The following is a 16415-nucleotide window of genomic DNA, read 5'->3' as shown; positions in this document are numbered from 1 at the left end:
TCTCAAATATTTCTTTGTGTCTGCTCATGCCTGCCGTAAAGCCGCAGATATCTGATAATCTCAATCTTTAAACGCGGGCTAGGCCTTCGCCATCAGCCAGATCGAGTGCTTTCAATCGGCATTCCATCGCATACCTGGAGACATCAAAAATATTGCACTGCTAAAGCTTTGACGATTATTGTGCACCATCTCCCAGGAGATCCGCGGTGGCTGGTCGCTCGATCACATATGCCTCAGATAGGAAATCCTTGATCGCCACATCAGCGTCCACGGCGCACCTCCAGAGCAAGGCAGCACCAGGCTGACCATGTTCATCAATATGGACGACGATGATCCGACCGTTCCTGCGAACAGTTTCCAGCGTCAGATGTCCGTAGGTTTTGTCGTGGGTGCTACCGTCTGTGGCACACAGGACGATGCTCGTATCCGCAACTAAGAAATCCTCGAAAATCGAGCATGTCACCATCCACGAAGAATGATGACTTCGCCCTTCGCGTTCACTGCACTGGTTCCGGGTTACATTATTCATCCTGACGATCTCCACGGGAGAATTTTACTCGACGGCGTTGCCGTGCACAAAATAAGGGAAATTGTGGCCGTTCATATGAAAAACAACTGAAAATCATTGACAAAATAATTCGAATTAAATAGATATTCGACCGAAATATCATGACGTCAAAATCTGCAGGAGTGACGTTGATGTAGAAATAGGAGTTACAATGCCCATTAAGACTGAGATTGTCGACTTTCTCGACAAAAATCTTTCTCCGAAATCGATGGTAGAGCGGAACATCGACGTCGTTTTGTATCACTACGGCTTCACGGGCGAAGTTGCTCCAACATTGGAAACTACGGCGCAACATTTCGGTATCGGCACGCGCGAACGCGTCCGCCAGATTCTAAAGCAGTCGCTGCTCAGCAAGGCAAATCTCGACCTGCTTCCAACACTCAATGCCTGCAACAAGGTCATTGGTCGGAAATCACTCTGGCTCTATTCCGAACTCAAGGAAGCGATTAAGGCTGAGATCGGCGACGCTTTCGGAACCAGTCTGCAGGATCTGATCTATCTCATTCAGGACCTAGGCGGTGCCAAGGGCCTCACCTTCTTCGGCTGCAAGTTCATTGAACTGACGCGTCCGGCCGTCTCTCGATCCGATGAATGCTTCATCACGTCCAAGGCCGAAGCAAAGGTCTACCAGAAGATCATGCGCTCCACACGCACCCTGCCAGGCGTTCTGGGCATCGCAGCTGTCGGGTTCATCGATCCAGCACCGTTGTTGATGGAATACTACCGCAAGGCAATCGAGATCGATCCAACGTCATGGGTCTATCACGATGGCGACAAGATGTTTTTCATGTACGAGGAACGCGACAACTTCCTAATCAACTCGGCCGAGAAGGTGTTTGCCGTTCACAGGGAAGTCGACGTCAAGCGACTGGCTAAGGCCATGCATAATGGTCTGACACGTCGAGGCACTAAATATGCCTTTCCGGCAGTCGATCTCGTTGAGCGATATCTACGCGAAAGCCGTCATTTCGATATCGACGGCGATACGATCCGGTTTAAGGGAGAGCAGGGCGGTTTGACCGATATCGAATTCGATACGGTGGACTTCCTGAAGCAGGTGATTACCACCTCGTTCCGCCCGCTGCGCGACTTCCTGCTGTCCAAGGGCCACACGAAAATGAATATCTACATTGCTACGAACTATTCACCGCTTGTTCACGTAACGCGCAATGAGAAGGACGAAAAGCAATATGCGCTGGTTGGCGAACCAGGCTGATCGGCGTAGCACTAGGAACTACAGGTAAGCCTAACCCAAGAGGTCGCCCGCGAAATGCTGGCGGTCTCATTCGTTTGTGCGGGCGGCGTTTGTGGGTGGCCAGCCATCGAGCTAGCCTCAAGCCATAATAAGATCGCCTGAGAATTACGATGTCCCGACATGACGAACTGGTTGCCTTGGTGGCCGAAAAAATTGCTCGCATTGTGAAAAAGTTCGACGCCGCGTCGGTCGAGCATGAACTCACGCTTTCAATTGGTCGAGTGATGCTGAAGCAGGCAAAGAAGGATGAGTTCATTGAAGCCAGCATCGCTCTCGACGAACAGGATGAAAGAGAACTCGATTGCTCGATTCTGCCAGACGAAAAGGCGCGGCACATTGTAGACTGGCTAAAGGCTGCCAAGATCAACAATGAGCCATGGCTACATAATCTCGACGACATGGGCCGCATCAAGAAGTTGATGAAATTCAGCTCGCTCACTCAAATTCACGACGAAGCCGACAAAGCCATGCGCATCAAGGCACAGCAATCTCTTGGAGCCACTGTGTCCGCAGGTGAGGAGCGGTTAATCAAAGTGCTGGAAGAAGGCTATCACATCGTGCAGATGCTGACGCCGACCGCACTGGATCGCGAAAGCGCCTACATGCAGCACTGCATCGGCAATGGGGCCTACGATGAAGGTCTGGAAGACAGCAAGGTCGAGTACCTTTCGCTGCGAGACAAAATGGGAAAGCCTCATGCAACGTTAGAAATTCATGATGACCTCGTGGTCCAGCTCCAAGGGAAACAAAACAAATCGCCTGCTCCGAAATATTTCGGTCTGATTATTCCATACCTGAAAGACAGAAAATTGGGCTGGAGCAACGATGTTGCGAAGCAGGGCGGGATTTACGACAGCGACTACAATTTCCATTCGCTTGATAGACCTTTCCCGGATGAATTATGTGTAGATGGAAATATCGACTTCATTGAGACGAACATCTCCGCGCTCCCAAAAAACTTCAAAGTCATAGGAAATCTTTCACTGGATTTCACTCGCATCAAGAGTCTTGAAGACGGCCTGGATGTTGCATTTGACATCTCGTTGGAGGATTCAGACATCGAGTACATATCGCCGAATATCAAGGTTGGAGGCGACCTCATGCTAGCAAATTGTCAGATTACAGAATTGCCTGATAATTTAAAAATCGGAGGAGACCTTATCCTTGGAGGCAGCAGCTTGGAGCGCCTTCCGAACGGCTTAAACGTAGGTGGTGATATCTATGCTTACGACACAGGAATCATAGACATACCATCCGACCTCAAATGCGGAATGTTGGTGCTCAATGAGTTAGTGGACACGATCCCGGAAGGCTTATCAGAGGATATGATGATTTGTATCCCGAACTCATCTCCATTATTTTTCGATCCCTCAATTGCCTTGCACCCTTCTGACGCAAAAATTTTGTCATTAATTCCGCCCGAGGCTGAACCCGTCTATCGTCGGCCAAATGTCAATTCCGCCCCTAGGGAAGTCATCGTAACCATCGGATATTTGCGTCAGCAATTGGAACACGTGAAGTCAGTGAGCATGTCTCCATCCATGTAAGCAACAAAAAAGGCCCCATCAGGAGCCTTTTCCATGGCGTTACCGCCGAACGAGTGCCCCTTACCGTGGTATACTGGCCTCTAGGGCGGGCTTGTGATGGCGTCCATTTCTGAAAGCCTCGTTGTCCATCACTGATCTAAGGTTCGATTTTTGGCCGACGCTGTCAAGGATTAATGAAAATATTGCTCCCAAAACAGAAACGGCCGCCCATGGGCGACCATTTTTCTCTGTAACGATAACTGAAGCCTTATTTATTCGGCCGTCTTCAGATTGAGCATCGGGATCGAGCCGTTCGGCAACATGGTCGCCGGAAGCTGCCCGTTCCAGCGTTCTGCCTGAGTTAGAGCAACGAGACCTGGATTGTCCTTGAGAGCGTCACCACGAGCCTTGATAGCGGTCGCTTCCGCTTCACCCCTGACGCGGACAGCTTCTGCTTCAGCAGCGGCCTGCAGTCTAACAGCATCTGCCTGCGCCTGAGCTTCTGCACGACGAGCGTCTGCCTTTGCACGTGCCTGCGTCACAGTGATTTCAGCCTGAACAATTTCACGTTCTGCGTTCTGACGGAGCTTCTGGACTTCGACTTCGGCGAGCATGCGCTGCTCAATGGACTGCTCATAGGCATCCGAGAAATCGATATTTTCGATCTGCACGCCTTCGATTTCGACCGGACCAACGATGGCTTCCTTGATCGCCGAAGAAACTTCATGGTTCAGACGCGAACGTTCCTGAATGGAGGTAACGGCATTGAACTTGCCAAACACGGTCTTCGACATTTCCTGCACACGACGTTCAACCAGACGCTTTAGAAGGCCGTCGATGCTGCCGTATTTGGTATAGAGTTCCTGCACACGGTCGGCAGGGACTTTGAAGTTCACTGACATGTTGAGCGTAGCAGGCTGCTGATCACGGCTGTAAGCTTCCAGCTTCTGGTACTGAATAGCATGCGACTGAACAGACACGCGAGAGATCGCATCAATAACCGGAATTTTCAAACCCAGACCTGGTTCAGCGATGCCGACGACCTTACCATTTCGAAGAATAACCCCGCGCTGGCCTTCATCAATCGTATAGAACGACGAAAAAAGCATAATAAGGCCGATAATTGCCGCGCAAGTGAGCAAAACGCCCTTGAGACCGAAGCCCCAGCTCTTGGTTGACACATACTCAGAAACTGAACCGATGTCTTTTCTCATTAAATATCCTTCTCCTAGTTGTTTCGGTAAACAAATTACCGCTAGGGGATACTTAATTAAACGATATTTATAATTCAACGTTTAATTCCGAGACCTGAAATAAATGGTGACTATCTCTGTATTAAGTGAAAAAAGCGGGAAATTCCCGCCTACACTGAATTTCACCGATTAAATCCCGCTCCCTTTTCAGAGATTGCAGCCCGAAACGTTCAGCCAGGAGAATTCCGTTCCTGATGCATCGATGCTGGCGGATGATCCGTCATCGAATTTCAATTCGAGCGAGGTCTCTGTGATCTCCGCAGAGGCGATTGTCTTTCCGATGAGGTCGTCCTTATCCACATTGATCCAGGATTCCTCGGTGCCGCTGACGGAAGCATCCAGAGAAGTGCCGTCTGTGAAAAACATTTCGGCTGAGAGATCGTATTTCTCCAGGTTCTCGATGGTCTTTCCGCACAGGTTTTCAGTTAGATCCGACATTGCTATCTCCTAAATCGTAAGAACCACTCCCTCACGACGAATGTTGTTCACCAGGGATGGATTTGAATGAATACTCGGATCATCCCACTGATTGCGCCACAATGGCAACGGTGAAACCAGCTCACCAGTCTCCACCATCACATCATATGCGATACCAGAAAGCTTGTTATTCACCGCCCAATAGTCAAATTCCGCCGAAGTTCCGCTCAGGACGACCGCCACATCAATGTCGCTGTCAGGTCCTGCATCACCGCGTGCACGGCTTCCAAAGAGCCAAATGCTATCGATCTGCCATTCACCCGATACGGCTTCGGCAAACCTCGATAGAGCAGACTGAATTTTTCATCGCCCATTCTCGTCTTCACGCTTGGCCTCACCTAGGCCAATGTAATAAGGGGCGCGGCTTCCCGCACCCCTTTGTTTTTTTTTAGAACAACCCCAACGCTTCATTCGCATTCGCCAACTTCTTTGGTTTGACGTCTGCGAGCACCGCCCGAGCGATACGAGCTGCAGAGCGGTTCCTGACCTTATTAGCCAAAACAGCGATCAAGGCAACCATTTCCGTGACATTCAGGGACTTCGCGAGCTTCTTGATGGCCTTTTCCTGAGAGAGACCGAGCATCTGAGCCTGCGTCGTCCGCGAAAGGCGGCTGATGTCGCCCTTCAAGAGCAGATCCGGCGCGTCTTCCCAATTGATGTCGTGCAGTACCAGTTGGGCGACGGCCTTCGGATCGTATGCCTTCTTCAGGTACTGGCCAGGGAACTGGAAGTCGTCGTTGAGGCCGAGCATCTTCTTGGCGTAGTCGTCGATATCCAGCTTGTAGTCAGTCAGCTCATCGTTCTTCGGCTTCGAAGGAACGACAGGGAGACTAGGCTGCGGGTCTGGAATCTGCGAGAAGTCGTTCCAAGGATTGACCGCCGTCGTGTCCTTGCCACCCATCAGAGGCCCCATGCCGACCAGAATTGGGTTTGCACCACCCCAACCTGCAGGCTGCGCGCCCATTACTGCGTCTGACATTCCGCTGGCGGCCGATGCCATAACAGTCTTGGCCTCAACATGACGGCTTGCAGACATGAGGGATGCGCCAGCGCTGGAAGCAACCAGGTTGAAAGACTGAGGTGCCGCGCTTGCGTACGTCATGCCTCGCATTGCCGTCAGACCACGTGAAGTCGCTGGATCAGGAAGAGCAACCTTGCGGGTCGCCGGAATGCCTTCGACTGCCTCAGCTTCCTCGTCAACGAGAACAATGGACGTCAGATGGGTCACAAGACCTGCTTCGGCCGCGTAAACGGCACCAGCTTCCGCTTCCATTGCCTGGACTGCAAGACTTGCGGCAAAGGCCCCAACCGCTTGCTTGACGGCATCATTGGTCATGCCTGCTGACCCCTTGATGGACTTCCAGCTTGCATTGATCTCAACACCTGCAATCTGACGCGTCAGCTGGGCAGGCGCTGCCTTGATCGGGACAATCGGCGACGAAACGTTGCGCATCGACTTGATGGCCGCACTGATCGCTTTGCGGACGTTAGCGCCACGGACGATGAACATCTGGCCGCCCGTCATGGCAGCGAGATAGCCGACATTGATCTCAAGTGAATCCTCGCCGACCAGAACCACGGTGAAACGTGCGCCGCTCGCAATTGCCGACTGGACATCGATCTTGTTCCAGCTCTTGCCATCGGTCACGAGAAGGATATTGGCCTCCCTTTCATGGCTCACAACCTTGGCGACGGCTTCCGGCAGATGGGTTCCACCAGACACAAATGGCAGGGATCGAACATAGGAGCTGAGATTGTCGCCAGTAGTTGAACCATGAATGGTGCAATGGCTTGCGAACGTCGAAACCGTGATGCGATCCGAAGACTTCACAGCTTCACCCGTCGCTTCATCGACGCCGCCTAAGACGGCTTCCCATTTGGTTTTATCGCCGTTGGCGTTAGAGGTAACGCGCTCGCCCATCGAACCTGACACGTCGAGCATCAAATGCATGTTGAGCGGCGACTTCACCTTGGCGAGCGGTTTGAAATCCAGACTGACGAGTTTGCCGTCCGCAGAGACACCCGATAGCGACGATGGCTTGTCCTCATAGAGACCGATGACACGAACCTCGATTGGCTGGTTTGACTGCACCTTCGTTCTTTTGGGGACGTCTTTACCGCCGATCTGGATAGTGCCTCTATCGGCCTTGATCGTCACAGATACCGACTTAACGTCACCGCCAGTTGCAATGCTGTCGCTATCTTCCAGCGGAGTGACGCCATAGATCTGACCGACCGTCAGCGGGATACGGAACGATCCGTTGCCCTTGGTGAGCGCGACCGGGACCACATAAGCGGCAGTGACTTCGATCTCGACGCCTGGTGCGACATTGCCGACCGAGAGCATATGAAGACCGCGCAGGAGTTCTTCATGAAGAACAGCACGCTTGCCGTCATCGATTGCAGCTTCATAGGTCTCGCGAGCTTCGACAGCGGCCTGAGCCTTGCCAGTCAGAATACGCCCGTCGACCTTGGCCTGGATTTCATAGACGGCGGCGTCGAACGGAACCGGGAAGGTCATCGTCGCTTCAATAGGACGGTCCTCGACGTTCTTGAACACACGGGTCGAACGAACGATTGCGAGACCGGAGACGACTTCGATGTCGTAGCTGGTCTTCTTCAGAGGCACCGGATGCTTGGCACATGTGCGCTGAGAAATGAACGTTTCCAGAGGGTGCTTGATATCAATTGCAGGCATCGATTTAACCTTTCTTGACGGCTTCGCGCCGGATTGTTTCAGTGATTTCCTTGATCAGATTTTCGACACCCAATTTTTGGAGCGTTGCCTGATCGATTTTGATTTCCACCCCTTCAATGTCGTTGAGCACGAGGGGAGGGAGGTCTTCGGCCGCACTCAGGATTTTGCTTCGAATAATATCGAGGGAACTGACGCCCGATTTCTTCATATCCGCATAAATCTGAAGCGAATTAATGTGTTCAGGCCCATATCGCGCCCAACGTTTTTGCCCATGAGGCTCGGGGACGACACCTTCGGAGATCAGATAGCGAATATTTCTTCGCGGAACCCCCGTTAGTTCTTCGAGCCGTTCAATCGAAATTTCGTCTTCTTCCGACATTTTCCAGTCCGTAATTCATCTAATAGACAGTAGGGTGTCGCATAGAATTAACGGTGTCAATCATAAAAGACAGTTCGCTGTCGTTTATTTTTCAAATGCACCGAATAAATGTTGATTTTGAGGCCTTTATTTAATAAGTACCGACCAAACAAGGAGAGCCATTATGGGTGTCGGCAAATATTCGCCTACTGTCACTTTTTCGTATATGAAGGATCAAAATTGGTGGAACAAGAACAACACCAAGGACGACGTCAATTACGACGATGACGGCTACGACAGGTACGGCTATGACTGTAATGATCGGGATCGGGCGGGTGTCTACGAGAATGACTACATCAGCGATGGTCGGTGGGAGGGTGACAACTTCGTATACCCGCTCTACGAAGACATCTCTAGCGAATGGTCTGGACGCCTGTGCGCTGGTGTGAAGTTCGAAGCTTCAGAACCGAAGGTCTGACGATGGCGCTAAGCGAAGTTTTGAGCGCCGAAGAGCAGACAGACGTGCAGGCGGTAGTGGATAAGATTGTCGAACTCTACGATCCGGTTGAAGTCTATCTGTTCGGCAGTCGCCATCGTGGAACTGCAAAAGAAGGCAGCGATTGGGATTTCCTCGTCCTTGTTGACGATCATCGCATCAATGAGATCGATGAATATTCAAACGAGTCCGCAATTAAGAATGCAACGTCACTCGACGTCCAGATCGTATCTGAAGGATACATCTGGTTTTCCGACACTTCTCTCGTCGAAAACACGCTGCCTTTCGGCATTCGTGATGATCGTACACTTCTGTTCAAGCGTGACATCCGCAACCAAATCCTTGCTAACATTATTCGCCATGCCCACGGCATGTGGGAAGCCGCCCAATGTCTCACTGCACGAGATCATTCGGGTGGCGACATGCATTATTTCGCTGTGAATAGCCTTATGTCTCTGGTGCTGACCTCTGAACGAATTCACTTCGATGTCCGCAAACATGGGAGAGTAAGTCTCGCAAGGAAGCTCGGGCTTGTTCCAGAGACTCATCATTGGAAGGCAACTCTCGCTACACTGACGTTCCTCGACCTCTATGCGCCAGGCAATGATAGTCGCGCCGAGATGACATCCGAAGAGCGGCTGGCACTCGATCTTCGGTCAAAAAACGCGAACAAGGCGATTGGAGATCTGGTTTTCTCGGCAGCTGAACATTTCCGAGTCGACCTCAGCGCAAATTCTGTAGCCCCTGCCAAGACGAACGAGCCTGTCGGGCGCTAGTCAAAGCGGCAGAATAAACGGCTCCGATGTGAACGAGATGTCGCTATTTTCGGTGCCCGTTTTTTTGTTATTCAAACAACTAATTCCTTCTAAAGTTTACTTTTATTCAGGGCGGAATTATTATTCAACGACCCAAATTGAAGAACTTGCTATGCTGAACAAATATGTCATACACGGCCTGGGAATGGCATGCTTCCTTGCGCTCACTATCAGCCATTCCGTGGCTGAGACTAAATTCTTGTTCAGAACCAAACCAGTCCTCATCGAAAAGGTCGCGACGGACAAGGAAAACCATCCTCTAGAAATCACTCTTAATGATTTCACGTTCGGGCCATATTACATCGGGCAAGAGATCACCCCTGTACCATTGACATCCCTGGTTACTGTTAGTGGGCGTAGCGATGTTTCCAGCGCAGACCTTGAGATATCCGTCAGCAGCCTTCCCACAGGGCTAGTCGTTAATAACGGTGTCCTTTCTGGTATTCCGACCCAAGCTGGACATGGTTCCATAACGATCACCGCATCGCATAAGGATGCGAAAAGACCCGCAAGCAGATCATATGACTTGTCAATCTATGCTGAACAAGTCGCCTGCTATGACCCAGAAAACATTGGAAAAGTTGGGACTGATCGTGAATGCAACGGCATGCTGATCGTCGATAACGGCCTGCTTTGGCATGCTGTTTCCAATGGATATAAGATCGTGCTTGAGGGCACCTCATTTACGCTCGCTGACGGTGAGCACAAGGTTTTCACAGGTCAAGTTACAGACATGTCCTGGATATTTTCCGGAACGGATTTCAATGGAAATATAAACTATTGGAATACGTCGAACGTTACGACCATGAAAGGCATGTTTGCCAACGCAGAATCATTTAACCAACCTATCGGCAACTGGGACACGTCAAAAGTAACAGACATGGAGACGATGTTCTTTAATGCCATCTCGTTTAATCAGCCTATTGGTAGTTGGAACACCTCGAAAGTAAAAAGCATGGTCACCATGTTCTTTTACGCTAGCTCATTCGATCAACCTATCGGTAACTGGAACACTTCGAGCGTCGTGAACATGGCAGGCATGTTCGGCGGAGCCGTCTCATTCAATCAGCCTATCGGCAATTGGAACACCTCGAATGTGGGGAATATGGCGGGTATGTTCGGCGGAGCCATCGCATTCAATCAGCCTGTCAGCGCTTGGGATACATCGCAGGTAACGGACATGGACGCGATGTTCTTGGGAGCGAGTGTCTTCAACCAACCAATTGGAAATTGGAACACGTCAAAGGTGACGAACATGGAAAGTATGTTCTACGCTGCCAACGCTTTTAATAAACCCATCAGTGGCTGGAACATTTCGAACGTTTCAAAAATGGATACTATGTTCTATGACGCCAAATCCTTTAATAACGATCTCAGTTGCTGGAACGTCCAACACATCACCTCGAAACCAAATCATTTCGATTCAGGAGCGTCGTCATGGGAGGAAACTCGGAAACCTCGCTGGGGGCAGGCACCAAGCTGCTAGAGGAGTGCCTCAACGCAAGCACTGATGTCAGGCATTGAAGCGACGACATCCGCGCACCAGGTAGAACCCGCTCACAGCCATACCAAGACTTGCCAGCAGCACCTGTTCCGCGAATGCGTTCCCTCCATTGAAGAGAAGCCAACCCGCAACTGAGGCGACGACAAAGCTGACCACAAAATCGGAAATCCAGCCCTGTTTGAGGGAGACCATATCGGATTGAGCATTTGATATCGGGAATTTCAATTTCGAGACCATTTTACACCTTCGTCGATTGAATGATTGCATGCATGAAAAAGGCGGCCGTTTGGACCGCCCCGATTGGTTCTATTAGCTCAAGATTTCGACAAGCGCTTCGAGCACCTTCTTGTTCTTGGGACTGGTCTCCCGAAGGAGCACGCTTTCTCGCAGTTCCTGAACCGCCGTTTGGCCGCGATCATTGACCGCCATTTTGTCTGCGCCGTATTTAATCAGCATCTTGGCAACCTCGATCACGCCGTCCACGTCTCCCCATTGATGGATGCCTCGACTGTTTAGCCGCCAGGACAGGGCATGCAGGGATGAACCAACAGAGGTCGTTAGGCTTGGAGACGCTCCCGCTTTCACGACTGCCTCGACGTATGGCTGACGCTGATACGAGATCGCATAGAGCAATGGTGTCATGCCAATCGGATCGACAGCATTCGGCGAAGCCCCGAGATCGAACAAGGCTTTGATGAACCTGACATCGCTATCCATTGCAGCCTGAATCGAAACAGGGAAGCGCTTATCGAAGGGCAAGAGCTTCTCATCGAGATCAAGATTTGCTGTAGCCGCCCATCCCTTGTAAGCGGCGATAAAGCCATCGACATCTTCAATGCCAAACGCATCCGTCAAATTGCGCCCGTGACCCAGAACACGGCGAGAAACTTCAATCGGAACCGCATTCAGAATTTCAGGCAACAGAGAAAAATCACCGTCCTCGAAAGCATAGAAAAACGGAAGAATGGTCGCAGCAACCTGCTGGCTTGGATAGCATCCCATAGCCATTAGAACCCACTTTTCCATATTCGCCGCCTTGCCAATCGGGTTCTGAGGACTGGTTTCACGAAGATCGTAGATTCCGTCCTTGAACGGGTCGAACTGGACGCTCCAGACACCATCCTTGCGGACGTATGAGAAATGCCGCGTCTGCGTCAAAACCTTATCAGGAAAGCCTTCGATCCGAGCTGCGACACCAGCAATGGTCAGAAGCGCCACTACACCACTAAGACTCGTAAGCGTTCGATAAGCTTTCGTCTTCATGGCTTTGAGGTCAAACAGCTCTGGCGTATCGTTCGCGGCAATTTTCTGCAGATCAGAAAGGATCAGCTTTGACATGAATCTCTCCCTTACGCCTTCACGCCAGCGATGCAGATATCGTGAAATTCCTGATAATCAGCACCATAACTGTAATAAGGTTTCATCCTATCGGTTGTGGCGTGAAGCTTTTGGATGCGCTGACCGCTCATGGCATTGTAGATAGTCAGGCCGGATTCATTATCGGTGGCTGCGCAGGTTGCCGTACCGTAACACTTTGTGGATTTCACTGGAACGCCAGTGTCGATACGTCTAATGGCTTCACACGAAGCAACATATTTTTCGCCCGTCATTACCTGATGGATTTTCATAGCTTCAAGAGCATAGCGCTCTTTATCCCTTTTCAATTCAAGCAAAGCAAGCCCGACCGCTACAGCAATTACAACGACGATCAAAACCACAGTATGGATTTCAGATTTATTCAGCTTTTCCTCGACTGCCTTCGACATTAAACTTCCCCTTTCGAACCTCAATCCATAATGAATATTATATATTTGGTCAACATTTTATTTGATTAATAGAGGCTACATGCATAGAATTTGCGGTAATCAGGATCAAATTAAATGGCAATCAAAAATTACGAACACGATATCTGGGACATGGTGCTGGAAGGCATCGACAAGACAGTAATTGCAAGCGAAATCGTCCATAGCAGGGAGGGCTATCTTGAAAAAGTCACCCGAAATGACGTGTACAGAATTATTGATGCCGGATTCCCAGATGAATATAGGAACGATCCGCGTCACATCTACAGCGTGCGAGCTTTCTGGATTTTTCTGGAAGACTGGGTCAATCCTGCCACTGGCGTCAAAGACGCATTTATCGTCGTGTTCACCCTAGGGGGCATAAGCAAGCTTCCAGATGACATCAAGGAAAAAATCCTGATTGATTTTCAGTCAACCAGTGACACTGGAAACCTGGACTTATCCATCACCGAGCACCTTCCAATTCAGTACGCGATCAAATACGCTCATGAGAAATGCTATCTCGCATGGATCGTCGACGAAAATGACGACGCCATTCGCTACGACGGGCGGTATAATCCTGACGAAATCGCAAAGAAGCTGGCGGAGCGCGCGAATGGTAAGTGAAGCATTCAAACTTAGCATCTGGAATGAATGGCTCGCAGGCGACTCCATTAACAGGATCGCGGAATACGCTTTTGACGTCGAAAACGGCCAGAACGTTTCAGTTCGCCAGGTCAATAAGGTTCTGGCAGAAACCCCGCCTGAAGTTATTGTCAACGACCTGCGCTACATTCACGGTGTCCGATCATTTTGGATTTATGCAGAAGGCCGAATGAATGAGGCGACGGGCAAGAATGATGCCTTCGTAGTCGTCTTTTGCCCTCTTCGTCACACCTCCAAGGCCTTCCAGAAGGCCATAAGGGCGATTTCCCGCGACTACAAAACGTTTGGTGAGAGCTGCCGCCTCAATCCTTACGTCATCGAGGGGTTCGAAATGGAGGCCGCGCTCAAATTCGTTCACGAACATGGCTATCTCGCCTGGTCATTTAATGAGAACGGCGAGGTCACTCGCTACGATGGCCGCTTCATCCCAGAGGAAGTCGCATCTCCTACGCCTTGAAGCCTGAGATTTGACGTTCGCGAGCGGTCGCGCGCACACGCATGCGACTTCAGCACTCCAGATGTGGTGGCCATCCATAAAACGACAAGAAAGCCTGTCAAACTTCATGCCTGGCAGGCTTTTTCATTTTTGCTGGTCGGGACCTTAATTACCAGTTGGTTCCTTTTTCCTTGGTCAGCTTCACAGTCTGAAGTAGCGTCTGTGCTGAGTGGCTGTTGCCGTCGACCAGATTGTTCAGGAGCAGGGCGACGATGTCCGCAGTCGTCTCGTCCTTATACAGCGCGTACATATTTTCTTCCGGATAGCATTCCTGTCGAACCACTGGACATGAGCGACAACGAATTTTCGATTGGTCGACGCCCATAGAACCAGATAGTTTACGTCGTTATAATCTTCTTCAGCCATTGTTTTAATCCTTCTTCTGGCTCTAGCGCACCTGCGCCCACGGAGAAGTGGACTTCCGCCTTTCCTTCTCTTCTGCAGTCAGTCGATCATAAGCGACGCCCTCTACCTCACGCTGGAGGCCTGCCAGCGTTTCCTCGGCTGGATGAATCGTCCGGCAGGCATAGGTGCCGAAGCGGTCGATCAGATACTCATTGCCATCATTATCGACGAGAAACCCGTCCGCATTTGCTTTGCAGAAATGAAGGCGAGCGATTGCTGCTCCAATGACGTCATTGTTTGCGACTTTGATCCGTTCACGTTCCATTGTGGCTCCTCATGATCTGTTTTTGGCTCATTCGTCTCAGCTGTTGGCCTTGAGCAGGCGAGACTTCTCCCGCTGCCAGTCACGCTTCTTGTCGGCATCGCGCTTGTCGTGATTCTTGCGACCCTTCACGATGGCCAGCTCGACCTTCGCGCGTCCCCTTTCGTTGAAATAGATCTTCAGCGGAACGATAGTCATGCCTTCGCGAGCGACCGCATTCTGCAACTTGGTAATTTCGCGACGGCTCAACAGAACCTTGCGGTGACGACGCGGGTCATGATTGAAGCGATTGCCCTGCGTATATTCGGGGACATACGAATTGATGATCCAGATCTCATTGCCTTCGGGGCTGGCGTAGGATTCAGCGATATTGGGCGAACCATTACGCAGAGATTTGACCTCGGTGCCCGTCAGCACGATGCCCGCTTCGAACGTCTCAACGATATCGTAATTGTGGCGAGCCTTTCGGTTCTCGGCGACAATCTTGTGTTTTACAGCGGTCATAAGTCTCGATCCTTTATTTTGTGCCAGCATAAATACCTTATTTGTCCAATTATTCAAACTTATTTTGTGATACTCGGGTTGATTTTTTATTCTTGTTTTCATATGACATTTTCAACAAAAGGAGATTGGTTATGGGTGTGACTTCGAAGGCGATTCTTTTCGGGGATGTGACTGCTGCTGAAATCGCTGCTGTTCTTGAAGCGGCGTTCCCGACAATCGACAAAGTCGATACCTTGCATGACAAGGGAGACAGCCATTTTGTTCTGATTTTCCCTGAACCAAATTTAGAATATCGGGGGAATGGAAATGCCACCCATCGTCAACTTTTTGTTTTTCCACCTGAGTCCATCGGCGACGATGCCGATGTTTATGACGGTAAACGTACTATTATCAGCTTTAGCGGTTGGGGCAGCGACCAGGAGATGCTTGAAATCTTAGCCAAGGAATTCGGCGGTTTCGTCAGCCTTCGCGACAGCAGTGAATGGGCGACCTATGAGCCTTCGACCGACATCATGACGACACTGTCTCCAGAGTGCCGCCTGAAGGTCAAGCTTTCGCAGACACTTCCCCTTGAGCAGGCGACCCTCTTGGCGAAGCTAGTCGATACACCAGAACTGATTGAGCAGGTCGCCCAGCACTTCGCAGACTACACCGAAGCTAAGAACGTAGCCGCAGCCACTCCGGCTCCTTAGTCGTCCTGAATTTCGAGAGGTCAGCGGGGGCGTAGTCGCCCTCGCTCTTTTTGTTTCATGCAGCCGGAAGAGGTTTCATGGGTTATCAGAATTGGAGAACCCAGATGATTGAGAAAATCGAGCTTCGCGACGGCCACTACGCTGAAATTCATCACGACAGCGACGTCGAACAGCCCTACGCTAACGACGAAGGCGTTCATATCGTCGTTCTACACGGCAAATATAAGGACCCTTCGGAGGGTGCCTGCGGAAAAACGCCTGATGAAGTGGCCAATTGGGAAAAGAAGAACGCCAAGTCCTGGTATACGATCCCGCTCTGGCTGTACGATCACAGTGGCACTGCATACGCTGTCGGTGCAGACAACCCTTTCAGTTGCCCTTGGGATTCCGGCCGTGTCGGCACCATTGCATTGAAGCGTTCCGAATGGGGCAACGGAAAAGAGGCCGATGAGCAAATGTTCGAATACGCCCAGAACATCGCGAAGGAATATAGCGCATGGGCAAACGGTGAAACCTACTCCTACAACATCTGCGACGAAAACGAAGAAACCATCGATTCATGTGGTGGCTTCGTTGGCCTCGACATCGTCAAGGCAGAGATTGAGCTACAGGCAGAAAACCTGCTGAGCGGCCCTCGCCAGTCCATGTAAGGAGACCAC

21 protein-coding genes are annotated in these 16415 nt (G+C 50.7%); 9 read left to right on the top strand and 12 right to left on the bottom strand.

Features of this window, described 5'->3' with window-relative positions; all coding sequences use genetic code 11:
* Positions 1–175 precede the first annotated feature (175 nt).
* Positions 176–529, bottom strand: coding sequence for a hypothetical protein (locus QU595_RS09985; RefSeq protein WP_315921408.1), 354 nt, complete (start codon positions 527–529; stop codon positions 176–178).
* 190 nt (positions 530–719) lie between these two features.
* Between QU595_RS09985 and QU595_RS09980 the strand changes: the two genes are divergently transcribed.
* Positions 720–1784, top strand: a complete 1065-nt coding sequence (locus tag QU595_RS09980) for a hypothetical protein (protein WP_315921406.1) — start codon at positions 720–722, stop codon at positions 1782–1784.
* A 149-nt stretch (positions 1785–1933) separates the two neighbouring features.
* Positions 1934–3370 (top strand): PcfJ domain-containing protein, encoded by a 1437-nt coding sequence (locus QU595_RS09975; RefSeq protein ID WP_315921404.1) that lies wholly within the window; start codon positions 1934–1936, stop codon positions 3368–3370.
* Positions 3371–3621: 251 nt separating this feature from the next.
* On the opposite strand, the gene QU595_RS09970 is transcribed toward QU595_RS09975, so the two are convergent.
* From QU595_RS09970 to QU595_RS09950, 5 genes are all read right to left on the bottom strand, one after another.
* Positions 3622–4458, bottom strand: coding sequence for a prohibitin family protein (locus tag QU595_RS09970; protein ID WP_315923271.1), 837 nt, complete (start codon positions 4456–4458; stop codon positions 3622–3624).
* Positions 4459–4749: 291 nt separating this feature from the next.
* Positions 4750–5040, bottom strand: a complete 291-nt coding sequence (locus QU595_RS09965; RefSeq protein ID WP_315921402.1) for a hypothetical protein — start codon at positions 5038–5040, stop codon at positions 4750–4752.
* 9 nt (positions 5041–5049) lie between these two features.
* Positions 5050–5379, bottom strand: coding sequence for a nucleotidyltransferase domain-containing protein (locus QU595_RS09960; protein WP_315923269.1), 330 nt, complete (start codon positions 5377–5379; stop codon positions 5050–5052).
* A gap of 88 nt (positions 5380–5467) precedes the next feature.
* A complete protein-coding gene (locus QU595_RS09955; protein WP_315921400.1) occupies positions 5468–7777 on the bottom strand; it encodes a VIT domain-containing protein in 2310 nt (769 codons plus the stop codon).
* A 4-nt stretch (positions 7778–7781) separates the two neighbouring features.
* Positions 7782–8156 (bottom strand): MerR family transcriptional regulator, encoded by a 375-nt coding sequence (locus QU595_RS09950; RefSeq protein WP_315921398.1) that lies wholly within the window; start codon positions 8154–8156, stop codon positions 7782–7784.
* Positions 8157–8319: 163 nt separating this feature from the next.
* Between QU595_RS09950 and QU595_RS09945 the strand changes: the two genes are divergently transcribed.
* The 3 genes from QU595_RS09945 to QU595_RS09935 are packed head-to-tail and all read left to right on the top strand — an operon-like array spanning position 8320 to position 10932.
* A complete protein-coding gene (locus QU595_RS09945) occupies positions 8320–8613 on the top strand; it encodes a hypothetical protein (RefSeq protein WP_315921396.1) in 294 nt (97 codons plus the stop codon).
* 2 nt (positions 8614–8615) lie between these two features.
* On the top strand, positions 8616–9407 hold the full coding sequence (locus QU595_RS09940) for a nucleotidyltransferase domain-containing protein (RefSeq protein ID WP_315921394.1): 792 nt from the start codon (positions 8616–8618) through the stop codon (positions 9405–9407).
* A gap of 37 nt (positions 9408–9444) precedes the next feature.
* Positions 9445–10932 (top strand): BspA family leucine-rich repeat surface protein, encoded by a 1488-nt coding sequence (locus tag QU595_RS09935; RefSeq protein WP_315921391.1) that lies wholly within the window; start codon positions 9445–9447, stop codon positions 10930–10932.
* Positions 10933–10959: 27 nt separating this feature from the next.
* Here the strand turns inward: QU595_RS09935 and QU595_RS09930 are convergent, their stop codons facing one another.
* The 3 genes from QU595_RS09930 to QU595_RS09920 all read right to left on the bottom strand — a co-directional run bounded on the left by QU595_RS09930 (position 10960) and on the right by QU595_RS09920 (position 12716).
* Complete coding sequence (locus tag QU595_RS09930; RefSeq protein ID WP_315921390.1) at positions 10960–11187, bottom strand: hypothetical protein; 228 nt, start codon at positions 11185–11187, stop codon at positions 10960–10962.
* Positions 11188–11259: 72 nt separating this feature from the next.
* Positions 11260–12288, bottom strand: a complete 1029-nt coding sequence (locus tag QU595_RS09925; protein WP_315921388.1) for an ankyrin repeat domain-containing protein — start codon at positions 12286–12288, stop codon at positions 11260–11262.
* A gap of 11 nt (positions 12289–12299) precedes the next feature.
* Positions 12300–12716 (bottom strand): hypothetical protein, encoded by a 417-nt coding sequence (locus QU595_RS09920; RefSeq protein ID WP_315921386.1) that lies wholly within the window; start codon positions 12714–12716, stop codon positions 12300–12302.
* Positions 12717–12830: 114 nt separating this feature from the next.
* Here QU595_RS09920 and QU595_RS09915 point away from each other — a divergent pair, with 114 nt between their 5' ends.
* Together QU595_RS09915 and QU595_RS09910 are read left to right on the top strand one after the other, a co-directional pair.
* Positions 12831–13358: a hypothetical protein gene (locus QU595_RS09915; protein WP_315921384.1), complete on the top strand. Its 528-nt coding sequence runs from the start codon at positions 12831–12833 to the stop codon at positions 13356–13358.
* Positions 13348–13854, top strand: a complete 507-nt coding sequence (locus QU595_RS09910; RefSeq protein ID WP_315921382.1) for a hypothetical protein — start codon at positions 13348–13350, stop codon at positions 13852–13854. Before QU595_RS09915 ends, QU595_RS09910 begins: the two co-directional genes overlap by 11 nt.
* Positions 13855–14002: 148 nt before the next feature.
* On the opposite strand, the gene QU595_RS09905 is transcribed toward QU595_RS09910, so the two are convergent.
* The 3 genes from QU595_RS09905 to smpB form a co-directional block, all read right to left on the bottom strand.
* On the bottom strand, positions 14003–14143 hold the full coding sequence (locus tag QU595_RS09905; protein ID WP_315921380.1) for a hypothetical protein: 141 nt from the start codon (positions 14141–14143) through the stop codon (positions 14003–14005).
* A gap of 138 nt (positions 14144–14281) precedes the next feature.
* On the bottom strand, positions 14282–14563 hold the full coding sequence (locus QU595_RS09900; protein WP_315921378.1) for a hypothetical protein: 282 nt from the start codon (positions 14561–14563) through the stop codon (positions 14282–14284).
* 36 nt (positions 14564–14599) lie between these two features.
* The gene (gene smpB, locus QU595_RS09895; protein ID WP_315921376.1) at positions 14600–15064 is read right to left on the bottom strand and encodes an SsrA-binding protein SmpB; all 465 of its coding nucleotides are present in this window, start codon (positions 15062–15064) and stop codon (positions 14600–14602) included.
* 131 nt (positions 15065–15195) lie between these two features.
* Here smpB and QU595_RS09890 point away from each other — a divergent pair, with 131 nt between their 5' ends.
* Both QU595_RS09890 and QU595_RS09885 read left to right on the top strand, forming a co-directional pair.
* On the top strand, positions 15196–15756 hold the full coding sequence (locus QU595_RS09890; RefSeq protein WP_315921374.1) for a hypothetical protein: 561 nt from the start codon (positions 15196–15198) through the stop codon (positions 15754–15756).
* A gap of 104 nt (positions 15757–15860) precedes the next feature.
* Positions 15861–16406, top strand: a complete 546-nt coding sequence (locus QU595_RS09885; RefSeq protein ID WP_315921372.1) for a hypothetical protein — start codon at positions 15861–15863, stop codon at positions 16404–16406.
* The last annotated feature ends 9 nt before the right edge of the window (positions 16407–16415 follow it).

The sequence above is a fragment of the Mesorhizobium sp. SP-1A genome, assembly GCF_032460275.1.
Taxonomy (GTDB): Bacteria; Pseudomonadota; Alphaproteobacteria; order Rhizobiales; family Rhizobiaceae; genus Mesorhizobium.
This window is presented reverse-complemented; position numbering and strand designations above follow the sequence as displayed.

What these genes read in the sequence shown, in the direction of transcription:
- QU595_RS09970 (WP_315923271.1), bottom strand. Translation starts at nt 4,458, where the DNA reads ATGCTTTTTTCGTCGTTCTATACGATTGATGAAGGCCAGCGCGGGGTT.
- smpB (WP_315921376.1), bottom strand. Translation starts at nt 15,064, where the DNA reads ATGACCGCTGTAAAACACAAGATTGTCGCCGAGAACCGAAAGGCTCGC.
- QU595_RS09940 (WP_315921394.1), top strand. Translation starts at nt 8,616, where the DNA reads ATGGCGCTAAGCGAAGTTTTGAGCGCCGAAGAGCAGACAGACGTGCAG.
- QU595_RS09900 (WP_315921378.1), bottom strand. Translation starts at nt 14,563, where the DNA reads ATGGAACGTGAACGGATCAAAGTCGCAAACAATGACGTCATTGGAGCA.
- QU595_RS09925 (WP_315921388.1), bottom strand. Translation starts at nt 12,288, where the DNA reads ATGTCAAAGCTGATCCTTTCTGATCTGCAGAAAATTGCCGCGAACGAT.
- QU595_RS09975 (WP_315921404.1), top strand. Translation starts at nt 1,934, where the DNA reads ATGTCCCGACATGACGAACTGGTTGCCTTGGTGGCCGAAAAAATTGCT.
- QU595_RS09935 (WP_315921391.1), top strand. Translation starts at nt 9,445, where the DNA reads ATGTCGCTATTTTCGGTGCCCGTTTTTTTGTTATTCAAACAACTAATT.
- QU595_RS09950 (WP_315921398.1), bottom strand. Translation starts at nt 8,156, where the DNA reads ATGTCGGAAGAAGACGAAATTTCGATTGAACGGCTCGAAGAACTAACG.
- QU595_RS09885 (WP_315921372.1), top strand. Translation starts at nt 15,861, where the DNA reads ATGATTGAGAAAATCGAGCTTCGCGACGGCCACTACGCTGAAATTCAT.
- QU595_RS09920 (WP_315921386.1), bottom strand. Translation starts at nt 12,716, where the DNA reads ATGTCGAAGGCAGTCGAGGAAAAGCTGAATAAATCTGAAATCCATACT.
- QU595_RS09985 (WP_315921408.1), bottom strand. Translation starts at nt 529, where the DNA reads ATGAATAATGTAACCCGGAACCAGTGCAGTGAACGCGAAGGGCGAAGT.
- QU595_RS09910 (WP_315921382.1), top strand. Translation starts at nt 13,348, where the DNA reads ATGGTAAGTGAAGCATTCAAACTTAGCATCTGGAATGAATGGCTCGCA.
- QU595_RS09905 (WP_315921380.1), bottom strand. Translation starts at nt 14,143, where the DNA reads ATGTACGCGCTGTATAAGGACGAGACGACTGCGGACATCGTCGCCCTG.
- QU595_RS09945 (WP_315921396.1), top strand. Translation starts at nt 8,320, where the DNA reads ATGGGTGTCGGCAAATATTCGCCTACTGTCACTTTTTCGTATATGAAG.
- QU595_RS09980 (WP_315921406.1), top strand. Translation starts at nt 720, where the DNA reads ATGCCCATTAAGACTGAGATTGTCGACTTTCTCGACAAAAATCTTTCT.
- QU595_RS09930 (WP_315921390.1), bottom strand. Translation starts at nt 11,187, where the DNA reads ATGGTCTCGAAATTGAAATTCCCGATATCAAATGCTCAATCCGATATG.
- QU595_RS09965 (WP_315921402.1), bottom strand. Translation starts at nt 5,040, where the DNA reads ATGTCGGATCTAACTGAAAACCTGTGCGGAAAGACCATCGAGAACCTG.
- QU595_RS09890 (WP_315921374.1), top strand. Translation starts at nt 15,196, where the DNA reads ATGGGTGTGACTTCGAAGGCGATTCTTTTCGGGGATGTGACTGCTGCT.
- QU595_RS09955 (WP_315921400.1), bottom strand. Translation starts at nt 7,777, where the DNA reads ATGCCTGCAATTGATATCAAGCACCCTCTGGAAACGTTCATTTCTCAG.
- QU595_RS09915 (WP_315921384.1), top strand. Translation starts at nt 12,831, where the DNA reads ATGGCAATCAAAAATTACGAACACGATATCTGGGACATGGTGCTGGAA.